The sequence below is a fragment of the Psychrobacillus sp. BM2 genome (assembly GCF_048572895.1).
GTDB lineage: Bacteria > Bacillota > Bacilli > Bacillales_A > Planococcaceae > Psychrobacillus.
Map to the genome: position 1 here is coordinate 3144585 of NZ_CP183878.1, position 26156 is coordinate 3170740.

At 35.3% G+C, this 26156-nt stretch carries 24 protein-coding genes and 1 pseudogene; 6 read left to right on the plus strand and 19 right to left on the minus strand.

All coding sequences use genetic code 11. The features are described from left to right. Positions 1-477 precede the first annotated feature (477 nt). From ACN6MX_RS15495 to ACN6MX_RS15565, 15 genes are all read right to left on the minus strand, one after another. Positions 478-792 carry a TIGR04104 family putative zinc finger protein gene (locus ACN6MX_RS15495; RefSeq protein WP_419959739.1) on the minus strand — a complete coding sequence of 105 codons (315 nt, stop codon included), beginning with the start codon at positions 790-792 and terminating at the stop codon, positions 478-480. Positions 793-1234: 442 nt separating this feature from the next. Beyond that, positions 1235-1489, minus strand: coding sequence for a hypothetical protein (locus ACN6MX_RS15500; protein ID WP_419959740.1), 255 nt, complete (start codon positions 1487-1489; stop codon positions 1235-1237). A 188-nt stretch (positions 1490-1677) separates the two neighbouring features. Beyond that, on the minus strand, positions 1678-1833 hold the full coding sequence (locus ACN6MX_RS15505; RefSeq protein WP_419959741.1) for a hypothetical protein: 156 nt from the start codon (positions 1831-1833) through the stop codon (positions 1678-1680). 63 nt (positions 1834-1896) lie between these two features. Continuing rightward, on the minus strand, positions 1897-2652 hold the full coding sequence (locus ACN6MX_RS15510; protein WP_419959742.1) for a class I SAM-dependent methyltransferase: 756 nt from the start codon (positions 2650-2652) through the stop codon (positions 1897-1899). Positions 2653-2669: 17 nt separating this feature from the next. Next, positions 2670-3569 carry a S16 family serine protease gene (locus ACN6MX_RS15515; RefSeq protein WP_419959743.1) on the minus strand — a complete coding sequence of 300 codons (900 nt, stop codon included), beginning with the start codon at positions 3567-3569 and terminating at the stop codon, positions 2670-2672. A gap of 128 nt (positions 3570-3697) precedes the next feature. Further along, on the minus strand, positions 3698-4186 hold the full coding sequence (locus ACN6MX_RS15520; RefSeq protein WP_419959744.1) for a GNAT family N-acetyltransferase: 489 nt from the start codon (positions 4184-4186) through the stop codon (positions 3698-3700). Positions 4187-4786: 600 nt separating this feature from the next. Continuing rightward, complete coding sequence (locus ACN6MX_RS15525) at positions 4787-5248, minus strand: hypothetical protein (RefSeq protein ID WP_419959745.1); 462 nt, start codon at positions 5246-5248, stop codon at positions 4787-4789. A 174-nt stretch (positions 5249-5422) separates the two neighbouring features. Beyond that, a complete protein-coding gene (locus ACN6MX_RS15530) occupies positions 5423-6208 on the minus strand; it encodes an SDR family oxidoreductase (RefSeq protein WP_419959746.1) in 786 nt (261 codons plus the stop codon). Between the two features lie 71 nt (positions 6209-6279). Further along, positions 6280-7056, minus strand: coding sequence for a class I SAM-dependent methyltransferase (locus tag ACN6MX_RS15535; RefSeq protein ID WP_419959747.1), 777 nt, complete (start codon positions 7054-7056; stop codon positions 6280-6282). Further along, the gene (locus ACN6MX_RS15540) at positions 7057-7755 is read right to left on the minus strand and encodes a TIGR02206 family membrane protein (protein ID WP_419959748.1); all 699 of its coding nucleotides are present in this window, start codon (positions 7753-7755) and stop codon (positions 7057-7059) included. Between the two features lie 111 nt (positions 7756-7866). Next, positions 7867-8355 (minus strand): GGDEF domain-containing protein, encoded by a 489-nt coding sequence (locus ACN6MX_RS15545; protein WP_419959749.1) that lies wholly within the window; start codon positions 8353-8355, stop codon positions 7867-7869. Positions 8356-8552: 197 nt separating this feature from the next. After that, positions 8553-9740 (minus strand): DUF2812 domain-containing protein, encoded by a 1188-nt coding sequence (locus ACN6MX_RS15550; RefSeq protein ID WP_419959750.1) that lies wholly within the window; start codon positions 9738-9740, stop codon positions 8553-8555. After that, positions 9709-10053 carry a PadR family transcriptional regulator gene (locus ACN6MX_RS15555; RefSeq protein ID WP_419959751.1) on the minus strand — a complete coding sequence of 115 codons (345 nt, stop codon included), beginning with the start codon at positions 10051-10053 and terminating at the stop codon, positions 9709-9711. Before ACN6MX_RS15555 ends, ACN6MX_RS15550 begins: the two co-directional genes overlap by 32 nt. An 833-nt stretch (positions 10054-10886) precedes the next feature. Then, on the minus strand, positions 10887-11399 hold the full coding sequence (locus ACN6MX_RS15560; RefSeq protein WP_419959752.1) for a GNAT family N-acetyltransferase: 513 nt from the start codon (positions 11397-11399) through the stop codon (positions 10887-10889). Positions 11400-11403: 4 nt separating this feature from the next. Then, on the minus strand, positions 11404-12402 hold the full coding sequence (locus ACN6MX_RS15565; RefSeq protein WP_419959753.1) for a glutathione S-transferase family protein: 999 nt from the start codon (positions 12400-12402) through the stop codon (positions 11404-11406). A gap of 302 nt (positions 12403-12704) precedes the next feature. Between ACN6MX_RS15565 and ACN6MX_RS15570 the strand changes: the two genes are divergently transcribed. From ACN6MX_RS15570 to ACN6MX_RS15580, 3 genes are all read left to right on the plus strand, one after another. After that, positions 12705-12959 (plus strand): phospholipase, encoded by a 255-nt coding sequence (locus tag ACN6MX_RS15570; RefSeq protein ID WP_419962641.1) that lies wholly within the window; start codon positions 12705-12707, stop codon positions 12957-12959. 175 nt (positions 12960-13134) lie between these two features. Beyond that, positions 13135-14520 (plus strand): PepSY-associated TM helix domain-containing protein, encoded by a 1386-nt coding sequence (locus ACN6MX_RS15575; RefSeq protein ID WP_419959754.1) that lies wholly within the window; start codon positions 13135-13137, stop codon positions 14518-14520. Between the two features lie 192 nt (positions 14521-14712). Next, a complete protein-coding gene (locus tag ACN6MX_RS15580) occupies positions 14713-15456 on the plus strand; it encodes a GTP pyrophosphokinase (RefSeq protein WP_419959755.1) in 744 nt (247 codons plus the stop codon). Positions 15457-16012: 556 nt separating this feature from the next. Here ACN6MX_RS15580 and ACN6MX_RS15585 read toward each other — a convergent pair. Then, positions 16013-18193: pseudogene (locus ACN6MX_RS15585) on the minus strand (MMPL family transporter). A 217-nt stretch (positions 18194-18410) separates the two neighbouring features. Between ACN6MX_RS15585 and ACN6MX_RS15590 the strand changes: the two are divergent. Then, the gene (locus ACN6MX_RS15590) at positions 18411-18941 is read left to right on the plus strand and encodes a TetR/AcrR family transcriptional regulator (protein WP_419959756.1); all 531 of its coding nucleotides are present in this window, start codon (positions 18411-18413) and stop codon (positions 18939-18941) included. Positions 18942-19158: 217 nt separating this feature from the next. Further along, positions 19159-20973 (plus strand): sulfatase-like hydrolase/transferase, encoded by a 1815-nt coding sequence (locus ACN6MX_RS15595; protein WP_419959757.1) that lies wholly within the window; start codon positions 19159-19161, stop codon positions 20971-20973. Positions 20974-21075: 102 nt separating this feature from the next. Here ACN6MX_RS15595 and ACN6MX_RS15600 read toward each other — a convergent pair whose 3' ends face one another. After that, positions 21076-21978 (minus strand): hypothetical protein, encoded by a 903-nt coding sequence (locus ACN6MX_RS15600; protein ID WP_419959758.1) that lies wholly within the window; start codon positions 21976-21978, stop codon positions 21076-21078. A gap of 138 nt (positions 21979-22116) precedes the next feature. Beyond that, a complete protein-coding gene (locus ACN6MX_RS15605; RefSeq protein ID WP_419959759.1) occupies positions 22117-22809 on the minus strand; it encodes a hypothetical protein in 693 nt (230 codons plus the stop codon). A 181-nt stretch (positions 22810-22990) separates the two neighbouring features. On the opposite strand from ACN6MX_RS15605, the gene ACN6MX_RS15610 reads away from it, so the two are divergent. Next, positions 22991-23485 (plus strand): L,D-transpeptidase family protein, encoded by a 495-nt coding sequence (locus tag ACN6MX_RS15610; RefSeq protein WP_419962642.1) that lies wholly within the window; start codon positions 22991-22993, stop codon positions 23483-23485. 123 nt (positions 23486-23608) lie between these two features. On the opposite strand, the gene ACN6MX_RS15615 is transcribed toward ACN6MX_RS15610, so the two are convergent. Beyond that, positions 23609-25978 (minus strand): polyprenyl synthetase family protein, encoded by a 2370-nt coding sequence (locus tag ACN6MX_RS15615; protein WP_419959760.1) that lies wholly within the window; start codon positions 25976-25978, stop codon positions 23609-23611. Positions 25979-26156 lie beyond the last annotated feature (178 nt).

Here is a 26156-nt window from a genome sequence, read left to right on the forward strand (position 1 = left end):
ATATAAAAAAGCAATTCGAATAACTTATTGACCATTTCCACAGACTAAGCTGAAAACCTCTTCTAGCAACCCGATTCATGATAGTTAGACCTCGTCCTTAAGTAGTTCTACGCAATTCTTAATTATAACTCGCTCTATTTCTACTTGTTCCAATATTTCCACAGTAGCAATTTGACCTTCTTCATGAAGGAACCCCATGAAAAATCGGGTTGTAAAGTAGTGAACCATCTGCGATTTTATATGTCCTTATCTTCCATTTATCAATAAAATATAGAAAGAACACAAACAAAACAACTCCGGAGTCACTTTGATTGTGTTCAATTTAAATCAAATAGAATTAATACCTTATGCCACCTAGTTTTCAGTAGGTTAATAATTTTTAACAGGTGTATCGTCACTACTAAATATAGTTACTGCAGTGCTCGTACCAATTCTTGTTGTTACAACAATCGCACCCTATTCTTGAATACTTCTTTACTATTTATCATTAGAAAAGTTTATATACTCTTCTTTGCTACTTAATTCCATTAAAAAAGGATATAAAAGAATAACAATAACGGCTAAAATGGGAAATAAGCTCAATAAGAAAGCTCCAGGTATATCAAAAAAAGGTTGAAGAAGAAGTGGCAATAAAACAATGGTAGTAAGAAAACCAATTTTTGTTTTGGACTTTTGGGTTTGATATTGTTTTCCCCCACAATATGGGCAAGTCATTACAGGATTTAATGTCGTCGTTATTTTAATCGTCTGCTTCCAGTTCCACTTGTTATGGCAATTATCGCAATTTGGCATTGTAATCCCCTCCTTGTTTCTGCTAAAGCACCCGTTACTTTGTAATTTTTCACAATATTTTTTACTTTTTTATTCTAAATATCTCAGCAACTTCACGTTTTTATAGCTTTGTTGCTTTTTCTTGATATTTATAATAAACAAATGAAGATGCTATAAAAGTTATACCGACTATCATGAAAACTATATGATGGTATGGTCTATCAAGAATATAAAGATTCACAAATAACACAATAAATATAAACACTATACAAAAATATAGAAATCTAGCAACTTTCATTTTAACTACCTCTTTTCCAAATTCTCCTCATACTTCTAGTTCAACAAAAATTATAACAATTCTTTCATCAACTAAAATGCCCCTCGAGTTGAATTAGAAAAAAGGCTTTACTCCTTCTTGAAGTAAAGTACCCGTTAGCTTTAGACCGCATACTGAGTTCCGTTATTATAAGTCAAAGAAATGAAAAGAACCTAATGAACAGACAAAAGCTATTGTCCATAAAGTCAAATACGTAGTTTTTTTTAGTTCTCTATCTAATGTTGATATAGATTGAACAACTTTGATAACAACCCCTGAAAAGATAGCTACCATAAATGCACCTAATAATGTAGGAATGTCGATTACATATTCATCAATTAGTCTAAACAGAATAACCACAAACGCTACTGAAGCACCAGAAAGAAAATGCTTTAAGTTCATTTGAATCCTCTTTTCTCATTACAATTTACTCTTATTAACCTTCTTAAATAATTCCCTATAACAAGTACTTCTATCTCCTTTTTCAAAACCCTTATTATTCAGCTAAACCATACCTTTAGTTGAATAAAAATAAAAGCTATCTAATGACAACCGTGCAGGCTAAAGTAGCCAGTTTAGCTTAAGTGTAATTATGCGTGAACTGGAGCAACACTCCAATTAATTATATTTACATCTTTAACATCAATGTTTCCTAAACTCAAAATATGAGGAATATATGCGAACATCCCAAAGTTTACACCCTTTTTATGTTCTTCTGTGAAGTAAGCTAATGTGTCTAATGGCAAAGCTGAACATTCTGGATATGAAATCAAATCTATTATTTGAACTTCTTCATCAGGTATACCAAACTATTTTTTTATGACTTTAATAATCATAGTAGTTGGAAATCTTTTTGCTTTGTATAAAGAATAATATCGATCAGATACTTCCCCTTGAGCCGATTTATAATTTGCTGATACGTCACTTTCTATTACAGAGTCAATCGTGAATCCTACTTTTATCAATTCATTGATATATGTACTCAATTTTCTTTTAGGAATTACCATAGGAGCATCTTCGCCTTTAAAGTTCATATATGTTGTAAATCCTTCCTCCTGGTAGGACCCATTTAGTCTAAGTTTCCCATCTTGACTGGCAATATGAGGATATAACGGATGATCCCAACTAAATACAAAGCTTCCTCCTGGCTTCAAATAGGAATAAATTAATTTAAAGGTAGCAGTCAAATCGGTAGTCCATCCAATAGCATAGATCGAATATACACAGTCAAAATACAATTTCGGTAATCCAATATCGACTTCCATCGGGGAACAGAATAAATGAGTATCTAAATTTTTTAGCGTTTCCTCTGCAACCTTAATCTGCTTCTCAGAAAGATCAACTCCCCATAATTCGCTAGCCCTTCTATCCGCCATATACAATAATGAGTGTCCACTTCCGCAACCTATATCTAGTACTTTTTTGTTTGCCATTTCTTCCAATAACCCTAATTCTTCTTCAGTTTGAGCAAATGGACCATAACTAGGTAACGCATCTACTCCATTAAAATGGTGCGCTACCTTATCCCAACTTTTCTTGTTTTGTTTTATGATTTCAGAAGTCATAATTCCCACCCCTTCTTTTATTTTGCATGATCTTCATTGAGTTCTTTGATAAGAACCATAGCCCGATCAATATGGTTAACATCAAATATTTCCACTTTAAGATTGTGCATTTTCTTCACTTCATTAGCTTCCTTTGCATTCTCACTAGGAATAATCATATATGGATATGCATGTTCGGCTGCTATCAATACTTTTTCTTTGATCATGCCAATTGCCTTTACATCACCTGTTGCACTTAAAGCACCAGTCACGCCAAAAGTTAAATTATTTTCTAGTGTCCCTTCTCCAATCAGACCTGATAGTGCTAATCCAAGTCCCACACTATCACCAGAAATATCATTTCTATTTAAAACATCATCGATACTATTCGTTTCATCTACGAGATAACGAGTTACATTATCTTTCATAATAGTGAAATCATCTTTTTGAATTTTTAACCATCGAAGGATCTCACTATTTTTACTCCGGTAACGAATTTTATTGGTAACTTTATATAAGTCTATGATGTCTAAATTATCTTGTTGTAGTCCTTCCATGATAAGTTCCTTATCTTCTAGGTATCCAATTTCAAAAGTAGTTACAAGCATTAAGTGGATTCCCGAATTATCGAAAGCTTCTATCGGTTCAGCATGCTGACTAACCATATACGTATTAGATTCGTACCATAAAAGTGGTGTTTCAAAACATAATAAAACCCCAAGGTATAGGGCAATCCAACTAAAACGTCGTACCCTTTTCCTATCATTTCGAAAAATTATTAAAGGAACTAACATTATTGCAAATGCAACTATCATTACTCCTATATAAACAAAACCATTTATGAGATCATTATAATAAGCGGTTAACATAATAGAATAAAAAATAATGAGGACAAAAAACATAAATAGAAATGGTAAATTCTTTTTTATGACATTCAAACTTATACCTACTTTCTTCATTATAGGAACAGGAGACCTTAAGCTCCAATAACTACTTCGACACCCAATCATTAATCCCTTCTTACTACTTATCTGCTAGATGGAGAAATAAATATGCTCCGGGATGTTTATTGGAACGCACTATTCAGTTCATTCTTGCATTTGTAAATCATTCTAAGAAATTCAAAACAGTCTCCATTTGTAGTCTGCATAAAGGTTTGCACTTCCTCGAATCCAACTTTTTTATACACTTTTATAGCTCGAAGATTAAAGGTAGCTACTGATAATGTAATTTGATCTGGATTATATGTTAATTTGGCAAAATTTAAGCCAGCTTTTAGGAACTCGACTCCTTTTCCACCTCCTGTTAGATTTGGTTTCATCCCTAAGCCTATATCGATTGTTTCTTTATCTATTCTATTAAAACAAAAATAACCTATAATCTCTTGACTATTCATGACAACAAACATGGACTCACCGCGCTGTTTTGGGTCTAAAAACTCTACTAGATCTTCTTCATCTGCATCCATATCGTAAAAAGAATATTCATCATTATAATGCCAGCTGCTAGCTATATTTTCTGCTTGATGCTGTGTCATTTTTTTAAAACTATACATTAAATTTCATTCCCTTTTATTAGTTCATTTCTTATATTACATTCTACTAATAGCATCTAATCCCTCCTTTAATATTAAACTACTGGCAGTGCTAAAGTTTTTCCATAAAGTGATGTAGGTCACTGCCTCTTTAATTGAAAATGATTATCATATGCTATGGGGGCTATGTATCAGTTAGTTCCGGTTGCATTCTTAACCCCAATTTGGAATCAAAAATTGGGATATATACAGTTTATAATAATAGTTGTTGGAATAACTGGTCTTACCCTACTTCTTGTGCCTGTGATTTTGAACACGTTACGTTGAGTGTGAGTAAACCGCCCTTAGAAATGAAAAAATAGCCCATAATTCTGCTGAATCCATCCATAAATCAGGATTTCGCCCATAATGTCACCAATATAGCCCTAAAAACTACTACTACAGCCCATAAATTTACTTGAATAGCCCATAACCTAGTGAACGCCCGGGATAATATGCCATTCGCTCGCTCTAATCCACTATTCGCCCGCAACGCTGCTTTATACGACCGAGGTGGGGCTAACGCAACAAAAAAAGCACTTAGTTACTGTCTTCAAACAGTAACTAAGCGCTTTTCCATCATCATGGCATATACTTTTCTTCCACTTTCACTACTACATCATTTTCAACTGTTACATAATAAGGACCTTTGACAGCCAATAAGTATGAGATAAATTCTTTCTCATCTACTACTCTAGGCTCCGAAGGATTCTCTTGATTTACAAGTAAGAACTCTGCGTCCTCTGCTAACTTCATGCTTACTTCTTCTTTAGTTTCGTTATACATCACAAATCCAGTAGGTAGATCTTTCTCTACATCTAATCCTAATTCCTTAATTCTATCTGTGTCGGATTCCTCGATCCATTCAATCTCATCTAAAACTAGATCTCTTGTAGACAGCTCATAATTCTTTATGATAGCCAATTGTTCTCCTGGGGTTTTTACATCTTTTGTTGTTTCCTCTTCCGAACAGGCTCCCAGCAAAATAATACTTAACATTGCTAGAACAACCATACTCCAACTCGACTTTTTAAATAAGCTCATTGCGTAAACACTCTCCTTTATGAATTAGACCCTTTAGTAAAATAAAAAGTTTTATTCCTTTATACAATTTACCGAAATCCTAAAAGCAATTCGACCGCTCCACCTACATCACATCTACATAAAAAAAGTAGAGCACCAGTGTATTGGTTAGCTCTACCTCCTATATGAAAGTTACTAAATTTCCATATCCCAGCGTTCTTGTTGAGCTTGTTTAGCTTGTTGTTCAGTTTCCTCTGGATGCATAGTGCGAAATTTATGATGGTCCGCAGGTATGATTTCAATCATTTTCCCAATCATATCTTCGGGATCGAATTGATTTTTTAACTGCTCTTCTTGTTTCTGCATATCTTCCTTATTAGTGAAATTACTTTCTTCATTATACCATTTATATTTTTCCTCCGCACTTCTATCATTAAATCCTGTGTTATAGGGTCCAGGATTAATCGTTGCCACTTGTACTCCGAATTCCTTTAATTCTTTTTGCAGAGTCTTGGCAATTCCTTCAATAGCATGCTTGGTAGCAGTATATGGGCCTACATATGGGGTCGCGGATACACCTGCAACAGAACTCATAAAGATTATCTTTCCACTACCCTTACTCACAAATTTCTTAGCAGCAATCTGTACAGTTTCTAAAGTAGCAAAGACATTTACTTCAAATAATGCACGAAATCGATCCATCGGCACCTCTCCTAAGGGCCCTCCCTCATTGATAGCAGCGTTAGCAACAAAAATATCAAAATCATAATCTTCCATTTGAGCGCGGTCACGTTCATTTGTAATGTCCATCTTAAATATTTCCATATCTAAACCTAACTCGTTAGCTTCTCGTAAAAGGTCGGTTTTCTGAGCAGTATTTTCTGTCGTAGCGATTAAATAATGACCCTTCTTAGCAAGTCCAATTGCAGCACCTCTTCCAAGTCCACTACCCGCCCCTGTGATAAAAATCGTTTTACTCATTATTATTCCTCCTACATAAGTGTCTTCTATTTTCTGTTCCCTACCAGAAATATATAAAACACTTCTTTCGTCTAAACAGTTAAATGAACGATATAGCGAGAATGGGTTATAGCTAGACCTTGTTTTGTACTATTTTCATCAAATATTCTTGTAATTTCCGATAAATCTTCTTCCTTTAGTCTTTCATAAACAGAAGACTTTTGACCAAAACAGCGTATTTTTAATATATCTATAGGAGAATGCAGATATTCAGTACTTGTAACATGCTCTAGTTCAGCTGAAGTAAAGCTGCTAATCTCCAGTTGATGATTTATTTTATTTAATATTGGTGTACCAAAAGAGTGGCCAAATAGATTTGGGAAAATTAGAGGAAGTTCTTTTGCGGACCCATCACCGGGATGAAGCCCGAGAATTGTTCCTCCCTTTTGAACTATTTCTTGAAGGGCAGGATAAGCAGAAGTAGGTCCCTTTCGGATGTACGCACATTCAAACTCCTCGTTTTCAAAAGGTAATCCTTGTTTTGTATTTCCGACAACGAATGAAAGATTCGGCTTTTCATTCATCTTTGCAACTTCTAAGAAATTTTCGGTTACATCAAAACCTACTATCTGTTTTGCAAACAAACTACAATATTTAGTAAACTCGCCATGCCCACAGCCAACATCTAGAACTTTTTTATTTTTTATCATCTTTGTTACTTCTTCGTCAAAATTGGACTCTCCGGTAGGACCAGTAATTGTAGAATCCCAGGTATATTTATAAACACCCTGTAATTCTGAAAGTTGTTGATACCATTCTATGGAATGTGGTGTTAACCATTCAGAAAAGGTTGTTGGATTATTTAACATCTACACTCTCCCTTTCTTTATCCGCTCCTTAAACAAGAGCCATAAACAGCTAAACACAATAAGCGCAACGAATTCTAGTGATAAAATATACCATGGATAAGGACCTAAAAAGTCCAGCAAGCTTCCACCTTTAGGCTTTTCTCGTAAAAACATATAATTGCCTTCAACTAGAAAGTTTATAGCAAATATGATGGGTAGCGACACATTTAATGTAATCATCGTCTGGATGACCCCCTTGAAGGTAGGTTTGTATCCTTTCACCCAAGTAAAATAAAGAGCAGTTAAAATAATTCCAAAATGCGTATAAAAAAAATGGAAGAACCTAAAATGAGGAAAGTTAATATCTAAAACCGGCGTAGCAACCGCCTGAATAGCCCCTCCAATACCTGCGTAAAAAACAAAGGGATAGAGCTTCTTGTTCCCTGTCCAGAGCAAAACAATTGTTACAATTAAACTAAGACTGCATAGTTCAAGTGGCAATGAGTTGCCAAAGTCCCATCTTCCTGTTTGAACAAGCCATATATAATACCAACCGTCCATTATGAATAAAGTAAGAGCAAAAAAACGTTCGATGAATTGAATTTTCTGTTGTTGAATAGGCCACCTATTTCTACTAAAAAAAAGCAGAAGGATAAGTAAACATAATGTAATCATTGAATTTATATGTACTGAGGAAAACATTTCAAATCTGGATTCCAATCTTTTACCTCCTACTCCTATTCTATTAATATTCGGCTAAAGATTTTCTATTTCCTTTACATGAAAGCCGAGTCAAAAAGCTACTTGATTCATCTCATCGAGTAGCTTTCGTCATTTGAATTTAATTTTCACTTTATTACGTCCAGTCGTTTTCGCTTGATATAACTCTTCACCTGCTATAGAAAAGATTTCTGCCTTATCCTCAAACTGGCTCTGTAGCCCATGAACGCCGCCAACACTAATAGTCACTTGAAAGGAATGCTGCTCCCAACAAAACAGTAAGCTTAAGCGTTCGACAGCTTCTCTCAAAGTTTCAGCAAATTGAGCAAACTCCTGTGGATTAGTATCTGTTAAAAAACAAACAAATTCATCTCCACCAAAACGACTTAAAACTCCTTCATGATTACCCATAACTGCCTTCATACAATCAGCGACATGCATCAAACAACGATTCCCTTCCGAACGACCATGAAAATCATTATAACGTTGGAAATAGTCGATATTGATTATACAAAGTGCAACTTGTAAATCTTCATTTCCTTCATCCAATACCTCATCCAAATACTTTGTCACATGCTTACGGTTTGGTAACTGTGTCAATTCATCATAGATAACAAATCCACTCTTTTCTGACTCTTAGTCTTTAACTAATTTTATATTCAGACTAGTTAAATAGCAATATTATTCTAGACAAAAGAACCTATTCCAACAACAAGCTAAACTGTTAGAACTAGGTACTCCTAAGATAAATCGTTATTTGAAGATGATACTATATGTTAATTGATGCTTATAAAAGATTATTCAGCAATTGTATTAATTTGCTGTGCAACATTCTCTATTAGACTTTTCATATCTGCATAGCCATAGTATCTAACGTACATTACGCCTTTTCCTTTAGCAGCAAATATTTCTTTCTTTTCGTCATCCTCTTTCACTATTAAAAGATCAAAACCACTATGTTCCAACCGTAATAATTTTTCATTTCCTTCGAACACATATCTTTCTATCAAATCGTCTACAAGGTTTTCACTCATAGACGGAAAAATAATTTTATAAACCTGTGAGTGAATACTTGGCGAATACACGCCACTGCCATCCCGCCATTCTTGCTCATGAACAATACCCTTCTCTTCTGCTTCATACTGAATAGGAGCTAATATACTCCATTTATAGGTATAACTATTTCCTCTATCAATATCATCTTGCATATAGGGTTTGTATCTTACCATTTGGGTATTCTGTTCAACATCCATAAGTCTTACTATAGGAATATCAATACTATCCATTGGCATTTCTGCAGTCTCTCTCAAGGCAATTTGAATATATGGAATAATAGCAGTAATAATCGCTATAACAATAAGTACATTTGAAACGATTAAATTTACATTGCGCATTCTTTTCCATGGAGCAGCGTGATCAATCGCCTTACCTTCTTTTAGTTTTCTTCTTAAAGAACGTATTGCCACTGCTGCCCGTATAGCACTATATGCTAAGTAAATAATTATAAATAAAGTCAAAGGCTGAATAGTTTCCCCCTCTACAAGGAAAAGCGTAGGAGTGGAATTGAAGAATATGGAAAAGTAGATTAGCCCTATAAGCAATAATGTACTAATCGCTGCCCATAAGGCACTACTCGCAATCTTTTTATCAAGTGCCTTCAAAGTATAGGCTTGTTCCTCAGGATCAGTATGTAATTCAGGTGCATTTAACTCAACTGGAGAAGAAAACACACTAAACATTCCATATCTTGTCACATAAGACCATCCACTTTCAACATACATTTGCTGTTGTTCCAATGTGATCTCTTTGTTGTGTATTGCATCTATCCTGTATCGCGTCTCTTTAGGCTCTTCTTTAATAAAATGCACAAACATCGAGCCGACCTTTCTTAGATGTAACCCTTCCTTGGCCATATCGGAAAACCAACTCTCATGCTCACCAATACGCCAATAATTACTTGGTCTCAGTTTTAGAACTACTTTCATCCCCATCACCCTCTTTCATAATTTTCCCATCATCAACTAACGCTATCAACCGATTATATTCATTCCGAAGAGCATCTTTTCCTTCCGCTGTAATTGTGTATATTTTTCTTCTGCCATCATCTTCGGATAAAGTGATGAGACCATCTTTTTGAATACGCGCAAGAACTCCATAAAGTGTTCCAGGTCCCATATCAACTCTTCCATGTGAAACCTCTGTTATAGCACGCATAAGACTATATCCATGACTTGGATTTATTAGTGCTAATAATACATAGTACATTGCTTCCGTCATAGGACCGCTATTATTTGCCATAGCCAAGCCTCCTTTTATTATGCTACGCGATATATCGTGTAACATAATAGTATTATTTCCCATATTCTTTGTCAAAGAATATTTTGATTATTATTTCAATTTCAAAAAAACGGACAAAAAAAGGCCCAGTCCTCTAAGATCAAAACCTGTTTCTACCGTTTTCGAAGGGCTTTGGATAGTCGTTTTGCTATATGATTACCGATTGATTTTTTAGGGATGCTGGTTGGTGCTTTTTTGGATAACTATAGAAAAGATAACTTTCCTATATAATGAGCAAGCTCTCGAAGATACAATTTCGTTCGCTATTTCGCTTCTCTATTCGATACATACTAACTATTTTTCTATATTTCCACTGGAAAAATAAAAACTGTCTGCCGCCTTCTATCATTGCATAACAGTATGATTGTAGTGCAAGGTGGCGACTCTGGCGGGAACAGCGCGAGCTGAAGACCCCGTTTATGGTAGGAACGCTAAGAGCTCCACATCGTGTAGCAAAGCCTTTATGACCAACATCCTGTTGGCCCGAGGCTGAAGCCATACCCGCGAAAGGCGTCCACCTGAAACAAAAATCATAGGATTTTTTGTTCTCTTAAGTTTCATGAATCCAGTATTTATAGGACATTTTTATATACGCTAATCTTTAAAAAAGTACCTAACCCTAAACAATCTAATGTTGTTTAGAATCAGGTACTCTTTTATTACTTTCAAAAAAAAAATTCACGGAAGTTTTTGAATCAAATTTATATTTTATTCATTCATCTGTCTAATAAGCATACTTCACTGGTTTTCCACGAAGATAAGTCTTAAAGCAAATTTATCACATTCAACTTTAATTAAACCGTAATGCGAAATGCTTTTACGATAATTCCATCATTAGCCGGTTCAAAATCAAATTGCGGTAGACGTTCAAATCCGAGATGACTATATAGTTTAATCGCATTTCCCATAAAATCTGCGGTATGAAGTCCCATCTCCTTGAAGCCTTTCTCTTTTGAGCGCTTTATGCATTCATTGATGAGTGCTGTAGCTACACCTTTTCCCCTAGCTTTTGTTGATATTGCTAGCATACGTAGCTCTGGAAAATCCAATTCTTCATCTAATAAGCCTTCATATATTTGCTTATCCGGTGCAAACAAGGCAACACTTCCAACAATTTCGCCATCAATTTCTGCTACTATTCGTTCAATGCCGGGTTTCGTATCTGCATCCGATAAAATGGATTTCTTAAGAGTGTTCCAATGCGCTTCCGGTATTTTGGTAGTATGCTCCTCATATGCCAGTAATCTCATTTCACGGATAAATGCTAATTCATCCTCTTTTGAATCACGTATGATCAAGTTCTCCATCCCCTTATTGAATAAGAAATTTTTCTTGCTTGCCACTTAACGCTTCACGATCATGCTTTAAGTTGAAGATTGACGTATCTGGACCTTTTGGTAGTATGTTATTTGATCCTTTTTGGTCGTCACTCGCAATATGGTTCGATAAATGATAATGTATTTTAATCGCTTTAAAATCTGTTGTATCACCGAAGCCAGGTGTTTGATATAAATCGCAAAAGTAGCCCCATAAATTTGGGAAATCTACAATCCGATTTCGATTTGTTTTAAAAGCAGCATAATACGCAACATCGAAGCGTACAAGTGTCGCGTATAGTCGAACATCAGAATCCGTTATATAGTCTCCAAACAAGAAGCGTTGCGTAGAAAGACGTTTTTCTATTTCATCCAAACGGGCAAATAAAACATCATACGCCTCTTCATATGCTTCCTGTGAGCGAGCAAATCCACATTTATATACACCATTATTCACTTCATGGAAAATAACATCACTTAATACATCAATCTCTTCACGTAAATGCTCTGGATATAAATCTGGTGCATTTTCTTTGTGGAACGGTTTCCAAGCTATTTCTAGATGGTTTGTTAATCGGAAGTAATCATTGTTAACCGCCTTTTTCTCTGCCACATCGACAATGACAGGGACAGTTGGTCTGCCCTCATATGTAGCATCTGCTTGAAGATATACTTCACTTATATATTGAATACCTAAAACAGGATCTACTCCATTTTCATCCAATGAAAATTCCCAGTCGACCCGCTCAATATTCGGACGCATCGGACTTGCTGTTCCTAAGCTAATAACATCCTCTAACCCGAGTACACTTCGCACAATGACAGAACGATGTGCCCATGGACAAACAGCCGCCCATAGAAGGCGATATCTTCCAGCTTCTACTGGAAGCTCCCCAGGTTCACTTCCAAAAGGTGTAGCAAAACGATTTTTTTGACGAATAAACTTACCCTTTTCATCGACTTCAGTTGGTACCTGATTCTTTGTTTCTTCCACTTCTCATCATCCTCTTTTATAAAACATAGTTTTTCACTTGGTTTAGTTAATTTTAGGGAATTATTATCTTGAAGTCAAGGTATATATTTGGAAAAGATTTAAATTAATGAGTTGCTGTTTTGTCCGAATTTAATCGTTCCTTTCTAATGTAGTACATTTTAAATATATCTTAAAAGAAATAGCACTTGAATAGACAGCAGTTTATACATTATCAAAGTTTTTGAATAGATTATAAAAAAATAAAGAAATTTGAGGGGGTGTTTGATTTGACATGGAGAAGAAATAGAAAGGGTGGTTTTTGCGTGTTGCCTGGGTATAATTGGTGTGGTCCCGGTTGTAGTGGACCTGGTGCTCCAATAAATGAGATAGATGCAGCTTGTAAAGCCCATGACGAATGTTATCGCAGAGGAAATAATCGGTGCGAATGTGACCGCGAGTTTCTTAGCAAGCTACAACCAAAAATAAATAGCTATTCACAAAAAGGAAGGCATGCCCGTATCCTTTATAATTATATGAAAGTACAAACTGCTTTCATGTGTAAAAATTCTAGGAACTAGAGAAACTTACCATTATAAGTATAATGGCGGTTTACTTAAGGAATAAGAAAATATTTAGATAGAAGCTTTTTATTTCAATCAAATTTCACAACTATTTTATAAAATGATATTCGAGTCAGGAATTTAAGCCAGATTACGAAAATCACTGAACTACTAATGACGTGGGGGAAGAAATTTGAAGAATAAAAAGCGTTTCTATAATATTTTTTGGCGTTGGCACTTTTATGCAGCGATATTTATTGCACCATTACTGATTACGCTAACAATTAGTGGTATCGGATACTTATTTTATACAGATGTTGAAAATCAACTGTATGATGATTTATTTTTTGGCGACAGTAACAAAAGTGAAAGTGTCTCTATAGATGAAGCGATAGGGAATGCGGAAAATCAATATGAGGGTTATAGTGTAGCAAAAGTAAGTGTTTTAAATGGTGATTACAATACAAGATTTACTATGACCAATACAGAAGGCAACCAAAAATATCTCTTTGTAGATAACCATAATCAGATTGTAGGTAGTCAGAACGCCGCATCCACTTATTCGAATGTCATGAGAGGTTTACATAGTTCTTTATTTGTAGGTGGAACAGTTGTAAACTATTTGGTTGAATTAGCAGCGTGTTGGGCTATATTTTTACTTATTTCGGGAGTGTATATGTCCTTTAAAGGAAAGGTCTTTAAAAGGCAGAAAGGAACCAATAATAAGAGACAAAAGCATAAAAAACTTCATGCTATTACTGGTACTATAATTGCTATTCCAATGGTTATTTTGATCTTTACTGGTTTGCCATGGTCAGCTCTTATGGGTAATTTCATATACTCAGCGGCACAATCACATCCGTCTATTGGTATTCCAGAATTGAAACAAGTTCCACCAATATCGGAGATCAACGAAATTCCATGGGCTACTCGTAAAAATGAAGCACCTACATCAAGCGAGGCACATGCTCACCATAATGATATGGCTGGTATGTCTCACCTGAACGATAACAGTAATATGATCAGTGTGCAACAACTAATGGAGAAGGTTGACGAATCGCATATCTCCAAACCATATTCTATTGTTTTTCCAATGAGTGGAGACGACGTGTATACCGTATCAAAAGGGAGTAATACAGGGGTCACTGGTTTAGATGTTAGCCCACATGAAGAAGTAACTAACTATTTTGATCAATATAGCGGCAAGCTGATTTCAAAAGTTGGTTACGAGGAGTATGGTATTTTAGGAAAATGGTTTACATGGGGTATTCCATTGCATGAAGGTCATTTATTTGGTTGGCCAAATAAAATAATCAATTTACTCGTTTGTTTGGCATTTTTAACAATTATCATTTGGGGATACAAGATGTGGCTGGATAGAAAAGTAAAAGGGAAATTGTCAGCTCCCCCTAAAACTCCGATGGGAAAAAGTTTTGTAGGATTCATCATCTTATTAGTAACTCTAGGGATAGTAATGCCACTTTTTGGGTTATCACTAATAGCAATTGCTTTTATAGAATTAATAATTTACCTACTACAAAAAAATAAAAATAGTAGTATTAATGAATCAATTCGTTAAAAGTGCATGGCAAAATATAAATTTAGTAGCACAAATCATATCAATGCTTTGTGCTACTATTTTTTAATCTATTTTCCTCCAAGTTAATATGCAACTGCTCAAATCCAACAGAGACAACTCGCAATATATTTGTTTAACAAGGACAAATTTGTTATTATTTTCACAGGCATATTATTGAAGGAGCGCTTAAAGATGAATCCAGAGCAAGTAGAACAGTTTCAGCAGATGAAAAAGAAAATGACGCGAATGATGCTGTTATATAAATTTGCATTAAGTGAGCTTGAAACAAAAATTGAAATTCTACGAGAAGAATTTTTAATGATCCACGAATATAATCCAATTGAACATACGAATTCTAGATTGAAATCACCAGAAAGTATATTGAAAAAACTTAATCGAAAAGGTAAAAGTATTTCAGTAGAGAGCATACGAGAAAATGTGAAAGACATTGCGGGAATGCGGATTTCTTGTTCTTTTATTTCTGATATTTATCGGGTGTTTGACATGTTGGAAAAACAAAGTGATATAAAAGTATTGGAAGTAAAAGATTATATTAAAAATCCAAAAAGTAATGGCTATAAGAGTTTACATGTTTTATTGGAAACTCCTGTTTTCATGTCGGATGGTAAGGAAATTGTAACAGTTGAAGTGCAAATCCGAACTATTGCGATGGACTTTTGGGCAAGCCTAGAACATAAAATTTTTTATAAATATGATCAGTTTGTGCCCGAACAATTATTAAACGAGTTAAAAGAAGCTGCCGATTCCGCATTTGCACTAGATGAGAAGATGGAAAGACTGCATAATGAAGTAAAGGTTATTAAAAGCGAAAATAAAATAACCGAAGTAGATGAATTAACTAAGTTAATAAGCAATTCAAGCCAACCAATAACGATTCCACCTGCTTTCCTAGAAATGCTGGAAAAAGTTAAATAAAATTATAAGCTGAAGATATTGTTGATTTCAATAAGAAAAACTAAGTAAAAAGACACCCGGTCCTTTAAATCCCTGTTTCTAGCGTTTTCAGTAGGCTTTGGACAGACGAGTCGTTATATATTACCGATTGATTTTTAAAGAAGCTGGTCGTGACTGCGTCACGACCAGCTTCTCTTTTTTCGGTAATCTTATGGCGTTTGCCTGTCCCTGTCCGTCGCCCTCCTACAACTCTTAGAAACAGATTAGTGCGTTTTTGGATAACTAGAGAAAAGCTGCTTTCCTATTTATAGAAGAAGCTCTGGAAGATGCAATTTCGTTAGCTATTTCGCTTCTTTATGAGTCAAACACTTACTACTTTTCTTTATTTCCACTAGTATAAAAGATAATCTGCTTTCTTCCACCTGAAACGGAAATCAGTCGTATTATTCATTTTTAAAAGAGCCCAAACCCAGTGTTCATACTACATTTTTAAATACTTTCTATTAAAAAAGGACCTATTTCAGGTCTTTTTTTTCTATAGTTCAACTAGAATCTTATTGGGATTATTCACCCAATATTATTTCTTGTTTTTTTCCACTTCCTTCATAAATGCTTCTCCCTCAATATCTAAATTTGGAAGTATTTTATCTAACCACTTTGGTAAGTACCAAGCTGATTTCCCCATTATAATCATAACTGCTGGTACAATAGCCATTCTTACCACAAAAGCATCAAATAGAACACCAAATGTGAGGGCTAGTCCCATGGATTTAATCATTGGATCTGGAGCTAACATAAATCCAGTAAATACAGAAATCATGATTAACCCTGCAGCTGTAACTACTCCACCACTGTCTCTCATCCCAGCTAAAACAGCCTCACGTGCATTTCCCATATGTGTATATACTTCACGCATTCTACTAACTAAAAAGACCTCATAGTCCATGGCTAACCCGAACAAAATCCCTATCACAATCACAGGTAAAAAACTTAATACGGGATCCGCAATAGGAAATCCAAAAAGATCTATTAAGTTTCCATCCTGTACAACAAACACTGTAAATCCTAATGTAGCACCCAAAGAAAGTACAAATCCTAGAACTGCTTTTAATGGAACTAGAATTGACCTAAATACTAGTACCAATAAAACAAATGAAAATCCAATAATCAATAAAGCGAATACTGGCAATGCATCACTCAATTTTTGTGAGATATCAATGTTTACTGCCGTTGTTCCCGTAACCATCAAGGTTATATGATCTGACTTCTTCAGGGCATCAGATCTTTTTCTAATGTCATTTACAAGTTCTTTTGTTGCTGCATCGTTTGATCCTGTTTCTGGAGTAATTGAAATCAGATATAAATCCCCTGATGGTCCAGGAATTGCAGGACTAACACTTTTGACATTTGATAAACCACTTAACTCTTCTATAGTATCATTTAACGCCAATTGTAAATTGGTTGTTTCACTTGAGGTTTTAGCAACTACAAGTAATGTTGCATGATGACCAGGTCCATAAGCTTCAGTTAATAAATCATATGCTTTTCTTTCTGTTGTCTCTTCATTTTTCGAACCGTTATCTGGAAGACCAAGCTCCATATGGAGAATAGGAGTCGCAATAATAGAAAGAAGAACAATTCCAATAACTGCAACTCTCCATGGGCGTTTCGCTACAAAGTTTCCTCATCTATCGGAAGTAGTCTGTTTTTTATTACTTTTAATAATTTTGCTTAATAGTGCATTCTTTCTATCCGCTCCCACTTTATGTCCCATAATTCCTAAAAAGGCTGGAACCACAATAACTGCGATAAATATTGCAAATAAAACACAAAGAGCAGCAGATAGACCCATCATTGTTAAAAATGGTATCTGTGCAACAGATAAACCTAACAGCGCAACAATAACAGTTATCCCAGCAAACACTACAGCACTGCCAGCTGTTCCAGTTGCAATTGCTACAGACTCTGAAACAGAATATCCTTCTTTCCTTTGTTGTCTAAAACGAGTCATTATAAACAAAGCATAATCGATTCCTACCGCTAATCCCAACATTGCAGCTAAAGTTATCGAAACAGAAGTAATATCCAGATAATTTGTTCCAATAACTATCAATAGTAGGCCAATAGCTAGGCCAATAACTGCCATTAAAATTGGCATTCCTGCCGCTAAGAAGGATATAAAAGTAATTGCCAATATAATATAAGCTACAACTACTCCAATAGCCTCTGTGATTCCCCCAATTTCCAGTTCAGTGAATTCAACATCACCAGCTAACTCTGTTTGAATACCAGCGTCTCGAGTACTTTCAATATTTTCTTTAATATTTTCCTTTGATTTTTCTGATACTTTGTCTGCCGCTATATTGTAAGTAACAATAGCATATCCTAGTTTCTTATCTTTACTTAAATTTCCTAATTCCACTGGACTTGCTACAGAAACAACATGTCCATCCTTTTCTTTTATCTCTATCAATGTATCTATTATTACTTTATTAACCTCTTCAGAATCTAAGGTTTTATTTTCTGGTGCTTTTAATACTAATTGCACTTGACCACCTGTATTAAATGGAAATTCTTTTTTCATAAGTTGAAGTGCTTTTTCTGACTCTGTTCCTGGTATAGTCATCTCATCGGAAAAATTCGCCCCCAGATTTAGTGCAAAAACTGCGATAACGATGAGAACTGCTAATGCGACTCCAATTACTTTCTTACTATTCGTTGCTGCCCATTTTCCTAATTTGTAAAGATACTTTGCCATTTTAAGTTTCCTTTCATCCTAAAATTACTCATCTAAAACAACTAGTTATTATTTATACACCTGTTGTTTTAATAGAATAGACAGAGTATATTAAAGCTGTTGAAAGATAACAATAAGCAAAGATAAACTACATGTTATTAAAAAGACAAATTTTAAAATTTTTGTTCGATTAACGACATATTAAATAGAATTGAATAGTAAGTTGGAGGCGAATTACATGGTTGGCATAAAAGGAAATCGGAGAACATTGTATAGTAAAAAAGTAATTATTGATGCTTTCTTACTTTTACTTCAGGCCAAAAACTTAAATAAAATTACTGTTACTGAGATTTGCAAGGAAGCTGATATTAATCGTGGAACTTTTTATTCTTATTACAATGATCCGTTTGATTTAATGATAAGTATAGAAGATGAAATGATAGATAATATGATGAGTAAAATAAATAATTCTGGAGACGAATCCCTCTATGGAGTATTGAATTTGATACTAGAAAATAAGGAGTTCTGCAAAATCATTTTAAATGAAAAAAGTAGCTCACGGGTGTTTAATACAATTTTGAATTATACTTATGAAAATTCAATTGCGAAAAAGAAACAGTTACCAAATGCTAACGAGAATTATATAGAATACTATTTCTCTTATTCAACAGGAGGAACCATTGAAGTAATACGAAAATGGATTAATGATGATATGAAAATTCCCGTTGAAGAAGTTGTCCAAATCTTAGAAAGTATGTACTTAACCTAATCTCTATCAACGAAATTGAATCCAAGCAATGAATTCGAAAGGATATCAATAAAAGCTGCAATGACTAATTGTCGTTGCAGCTTTTTGCTTTATAAAATTGTATTTACAGTCCAAGCTTTGTTTAATAATTGGACATCTCTAGACTAAATATCCATTCCCACTCCTCATTTTTTCATAAGCTAAATAGATATTTAAAATAAATGGAGGAGTTATTAAATTGAGCAAATCAAATAAAGATTTTTCAAGTTCTAGTTCCCATCAGCACAAAAAGCGACCTAATATACTTTTTATAATTGTTGACGAAGAGAGATTTCCGACTGTTTATGAAACCGAGGCCTTAAGAGAATGGCGAATGAAAAATTTAAAAACACATAACCTTGTACAGAATAAGGGGATGACATTTTTAAACCATTATATTGGAAGTACGGCATGTTCTCCAAGTAGGACAACACTTTTCACCGGTCAGTATCCATCACTTCACGGAGTGACACAAACGACTGGTGTTGCAAAAGGTGCATTTGACCCCGATGTATTTTGGTTGGATCCCAATACAGTACCTACTTTAGGAGATTATTTTCGTACTGCAGGATATCAAACCTATTGGAAAGGAAAATGGCATCTTTCCGATGAGGATATTTTAATCCCTGGTACACATAATGCCCTGCCTAGCTACAACACTAAAACAGGTGTACCTAATCGTGCCCAAGAGCAGCTCTATGAACATGCCAATAGGTTGAATAATTATGGTTTTGATGGTTGGCTTGGTCCAGAACCACATGGATCAAATCCACGAAATTCTGGGTCTTCAGCAGGTATTGGAGTAAGTGGACGAGATGAAATATACGCACAGGAGGTCGTGGATTTAATTCATTCGCTCGAAAGAAAAGCACACTCAGCTGATAATCAGCCATGGCTAATTGTCTCCTCTTTTGTAAATCCACATGATATTACCCTCCTTGGTCTATACACTCGGTTCAATCCAATGTTTAATTTTGAGATTGACCCTACTCTTCCTTTCGTTCCACCTGCTCCTACAGCAAATGAAAACCTATTCACTAAACCATCTGCTCAGTTGAGTTATCGTGATGTCTATCAACAAGCACTTCAGCCAACATTCGATTCACTTCTTTATAGACAGCTTTACTATTCTCTTCAAAAAAAGGTAGACGATGAGATGTATAAAGTATTTCAAGCTCTGCAATCTTCTGTCTTTTACGAGGATACTATTATCGTTTTTACAGCAGATCATGGAAGCTTAGTCGGAGCACACGGTGGTTTATTTCAAAAATGGCATAATGCTTACGAAGAATCCCTGAATGTCCCACTAATTATTCATAGCCCTAAATTTTCTACTACTACCGAAACTGACATGATTACAAGTCATTTAGACATTATCCCAACTCTTTTAGGTCTAGCGAATATTAATGCAGTCGATGCTCAAAATGAACTCAAAAAAAGTCATACAGAGGTGCATCCATTGGTAGGACGAGATCTCTCTGCATTAGTAAATGGCAAGAACAAATTCCCTCGAGCCAACGAGCCTATATATTTTATGACGGATGATGAAGTAACGAAAGGATTGAACCAGTTAACCGTAACAGGAAAGCCATATGAATCCGTTATTCAGCCAAATCACCTAGAAACCGTGATTTTGAAACTACCAACTGGAAAGGAAAAAACGGATGAGATTTGGAAGCTTACTCGTTATTTTGATAATCCTCAATTTTGGAGTAACCCAGGTGTAGATGATGAAGTGACCGATCAGAAAGATCCTCACCCAGTTTCAGATACGAAGGAGGTTGCCATTTGTATAACTACAACTAAACAATCACCAGTCGACGATCAGTATGAATTATATAATGTAACAAGGGATCCAATGGAAGAATGCAATCTTGCATTTCATTTGAATGAAACACCCGAATCAAAAGTGATACAGAAAATACTAGCCACTATCCTCGAGGAACAATGCAAGCAAAAAAGATTATCTCCGACAAGTGGATCTGTTCCAGGTATGCCCAGTTGTGAAAACTAGGTTACTTATTTAACGGATAATTTAAACAGATTTTGAACAGTTAATTAAAAAAGGTGCCGCCCAAGCATATTCCATTACTTGGTTTAGCACCTTTTATAATATTTATCCTTCAGTTACGTCTATTGGATTTCCTTCTAAAATCTGTTCGACTTCCTCATATCCCGTTGGAAATGCAAAGTTATATCGCGCTGGTAACGCAAAAACGTACTTGTCATTTCTAGCTAATTCCGTTGGTGGAATCGGTGCTGCTCCTATATGAAATTTCTCTTGCCGGAGCATATCCCATTGTTCTATCGTCAAAATCATGATGGGAATATCCTGGCGTGGATCTTTGGCAGACCACTCCGGATGACGAATGGATATCATTGGTCCTGTTTCAATTACTTCTTCTTTACCAGTTGTAGGAATGGATAAGCCTTCCCACTTGTCTGTTACAATCGAATAGTTTTTCCAAGTATCCGGCAATGCGAAAGAAAAGCCGTATTCGGAATTTTCATATACAGTTGAATTATTCTGCTCAGCACTGGCCATTACTACCTCACTAATCAGCCACTTTCCACCTATTTTCTCTACTAGAAGCTCAATAGGTATTCTGTTAGCCATCTTTTCGCCACTTGTTATGTCGATTATTTCACCAGTCACCGCATATACAAATTTAGACTTTTCCTGGAGCGTATTAATTTCAATCCGATCTGGCCATGGACTGGAGGTTAGTCTTCCAGGAGCGTTTAGCGGATCAACCAACCATTTTTCAACAAGCTTGGGAGTAACTAATTCTCCATAGTTTTCTTGCATGCTCTTTTCTAAGTCCCCTTCTGGACCTAGTAATGAAACGTTTTGTAGCCTACTTCCAAACGTTTCTACCAATTCTCGTACAACCTTCTCCGCTTGGTTATTAGTCTCTTCTGGAGGATGCTCTTCTGAAAGTACCTTCACATCATTTTCTATATTTCCACATCCAACTAAAGAAATGCTCATCAAAAGAATTATACTTAGTATTTTCATTTTTTCTCCTCCTAAAAGGTTATCTATTTATATAGACGTTTTCCTGTCTATATCGTTACATAGAAAATTATTACCTTTTAGAATGGTTTAATCTTGTACTTCTATTCAATTTTTAAATATATTCCACTTCTATTTTCTTTATTGCCAAAGTTTCACAGCTACTTTGTCATGTTCAAAGCGTTTAATAATAATAAATATTTTCTGATACCACTCGTTACAACATGAGTATGCTTCTATATACTCGTCAGAGTCTTTAGCGAGAGAGTGATCATTTGATATAAATGGATATTCTAAAATGGGATTGGTTAAATCATCTACTACTATTTGCAAACATAATGCTTCTATGAGTTCATCCTCTTCATCTTCATCTTCATCTTCTTCCTCTTCAAAATCTTCCTCATTTATTTCTTCGTTATTCGCAAGTGTACTTCCTAATAAACCTTCCTTAGGATATAAATTTAAAACATTTTCTTCCTCTATTATCGCAATCTCTAGTACTTGAGAAAACAGAATGGTTTCTATATCAAAATCTACTTGCAAAGAATCTCTTTGAAGTATATAAAGAAAGTTATTTACATCATCTATTAGCATAACATTTAACAAATTGTCTGAGATCTGAGATTGCGTATGCGGAATTTCCGCGATTACCTCCTCAAGTCTCCTTCTATCTTCAGCGTTTCTTCTATTTATAATACTTCTCCACTCGATGACTCCCCAAAAGAATAACCCCAATGAAATGACTAAATATATGCCAATTGCGTTTGTACTTTCTAATGAAAGTGATAATGCGAAATAAACAACAAATAATAGAAATATACATAGTATTTTCAATCTCATTCCACCTTTAGAATTCTGTTATAAGAGATTCTATTCGTGAAACGATGTCCTTATACTAAAATTGATAGACTTTCCACGAGTAGGTAGTATTTCGAAAAAATGCATTAGGATGAGGCATTTTTTTGAATTAGCATATAATGAACTATTTCAACTAATTAGAACGGAGGTGGTTATACTGATTCATACTGTTCAACAAGGCGAAACACTGAGTCAAATAGCCAGAGACTATCGCACACCCCTATCCGAAATTATTAACGCCAACCATTCTATAAATCCGAACATGCTTTTTATTGGTCAATCCATTGTTATACCAGGCTATCCGGACCCAAATACGCTTCCCTATCAAATAGAGGTTTCCATAAACAATCGTCGGCTACGATTACGAAGAAACGGTATTTTACAAAAAGAGTACCCAATAGCAGTGGGTAGAATATTATTCAATACACCTGTAGGACATTTTATCATTATAAATAAAGAGCCTAATCCTGGTGGACCTTTTGGCACAATGTGGATGAGTTTATCAAAAGAACACTACGGGATTCACGGTACCAACAATCCTAGCTCTATTGGAAAAGCAGTCTCACATGGTTGTATTCGTATGCACAATGAAGATGTTGAGGAATTAGCACAAATTGTTCCCATAGGAACTCCGGTTTCTATACACCCATAATTTCAAAAAAGACTACCCATTAAGTCAATAAATTATGACTTTTTTGGGTAGCCTCTTTTTGAACGCTAAAGAGATCACTTTTAACTTTACTCGAAGGGGTTTTAATATTACCACGTCCGCGTCTTACTTGTCGCGATTGATAATATAATCCAAAAAATGCTTTAAAAAAGTGGTATCCCGCGGGACATCTTGTAATGATTCCATCGCAATACAGTAATTTTCCCACATCTCCTTTTTGGCATCTTCCGCACCTAATATAGATACGAAAGTAGAGCTATTATTTTCTAGATCCTTGCCAACCGTTTTTCCAAGTAAAGCAGTTTCACCTTCCACATCGAGAAGGTCATCCTTAATCTGAAAAGCAATACCTGCATGGCGGGCAAATTTTTTCAATGCCTCTATTTCTAATTTACTAGTATTTGCTAGAATTGCAGGCATAAGAATAGATGCTTCAAAGCCTAGTCCAGTTTTGTAAAAGCACATTTTATTTAATTGTTCCAAAGACAATTTTTGCCCTTTGGAATCTAAGTCCATTGCTTGACCTCTACACATATCTGCTGTCACTTGTGCTGAATATTGGATAAGCCTGAGCACGGCTTTCGAATCGAACTGCTCCAAAGTGGTTTGCTCCCAAATAGCCTTCTGAGTCAGGAAAAGCCCAGTCAACTCTGCAATAGATACATTATAAACCTCATGGAGTGTTGGTCGACCTCTGCGAAGGGAAGCATTATCTTGAGACGGAAGATCGTCAAAAATGAGAGAGGCTGTATGCATATATTCTAATGATTTTAAAAGTGGTTCCAACACCGAGTTATTTAAGCCATATGCGTTAACTCCCATAAACCATGTAACTATTGGCCTTAATCGCTTTCCATCTCCTTGTAGACTGTAGTTGGCAGCATCTATTATCGAATCATTCATTTCATTAGTTTTCGGGATATTCAGGACGTTATTAATCTCACTACGGATAGCTTTCGCCGTATCAATAAAGTCTTCCTGCCCTTGTCTGTCATTTTTTAAGCTTGTAATCATATGGTCACGCAGCAGCTTGTCGAAGAAATCTACATCATCCGCTTTTCGTACCATCTCTTGAATAAGTTTATTGAATTTAGGATTTCCGGAAGCAAAAAGGACCATTACCTCTTTGTATTTTTCCGCACCTGCTCTCTCCTTAAATCGTTTTAGCCCATTTATAGCCCGATCTAAAATTACCTCACTCGTCATTTTATCTGAATTATAAACTTGATGAATCAAATTAGAGATTACCGTCCAGTACATCTCAAATGGATTGATGAGATCTGACCGTTTATCGTGATACTTCAAGTAGTACGTATAGGGAGTTACTGCTCCCTCCTCCATGTCATCAAACATATCAGCAAAATCATCTGCAAGTTGATTGTAAATACCATAAAAAAATGTTCGACTGTCAAACCCTTCATCTTCAGGAGCACCAATTACGGAACGAACAATCAATCGAGAAGAAGCAGATTTTAAAATAACTGGTATATAAAGTTCTTCGTTTGTATATTTCGCATGAGCTAAATCCTTTTTTCGATCTACTTCTTGAGAATTGAAAAACACATAAGATTGTTCGAAAAAGTTATTTCTTGTCTCTGGTCGCTGATGTGCCTTAATATACTCAAAGGCTTCTTTTAGTTCTGTATGAATATAACCGATAAACTCTGCATTATTTCCATTCCAATCATCCAGTTCTGGGACTATTCCTGTAGTAAGTGTGATACGTATCAGACTAGCATATTGTTTTTCTTCTTCATCCGATAGAATTTTTGCATCTAGAAGATCGTCTATAAACGGATAGGTAAGCCCATAGGAATAACCTAGCCTAATCGTTTTATCAAGCCTCTGCCTACGTTCTTCAGGAGAAACCTCATCGTCCATCTCTTCAATTTCTTGCATAATTACCCCTGCAATGATTTTCATAAGTTTTCGCTGTGCATGCTCAGCATCCATCCCTGTTGGAATATTTGCGGATACTATCTTGAGCTTGTTTATCAGCCATATGAAGGTTGATTCCACACCCTCTTTCTGAGAAAGGCGGTACAAACCAGTCATACTGAACATCTCTCCATCATTCTTTTGATCTGCTGTAGTGGATGTTAGGTGAGTTTTTAAACTTTCCACTACACTCCGAATCCGATTCTCGGTTTCTGGAGAGTTCAATGCTTTACCAAGATCTCGCATAAAAATATAGGAAATGCTTCGATTTAAATAATTATCTAATTTACCTGTATAATTTAGCCACTTTATATAATGGTGATACTCTTTTGAATTCGGTTGTTTATTTCCTCGTGAAAACAACGTAAATAAAGAGCGATGCCGAATATGATTACCTTTCCAAAGGTGTATATCTTCTGTAAGGATTCTTGCAAACGCCTTTTGCTGGACCTGCGCATAAAGTGATTGGAAATAATGATTGGCCTTCTCTTCAGCTTGCTTATAGCAATCATCGGCGATGATTAATTTTTCATTCATATCATTACTCACCTTCACTTCTTTTTTATACATTCCGAAATCAAATACTATTCTAATTATAACATTTAACCTATTTAGGGCTTACATTAAACTGCTAAATTTATTACTCTTTCTATTTCTATGAGTAAAATCCCTACTTCATAATAGAATAATCAAAAAAAGAGAACGAAAATCGCTC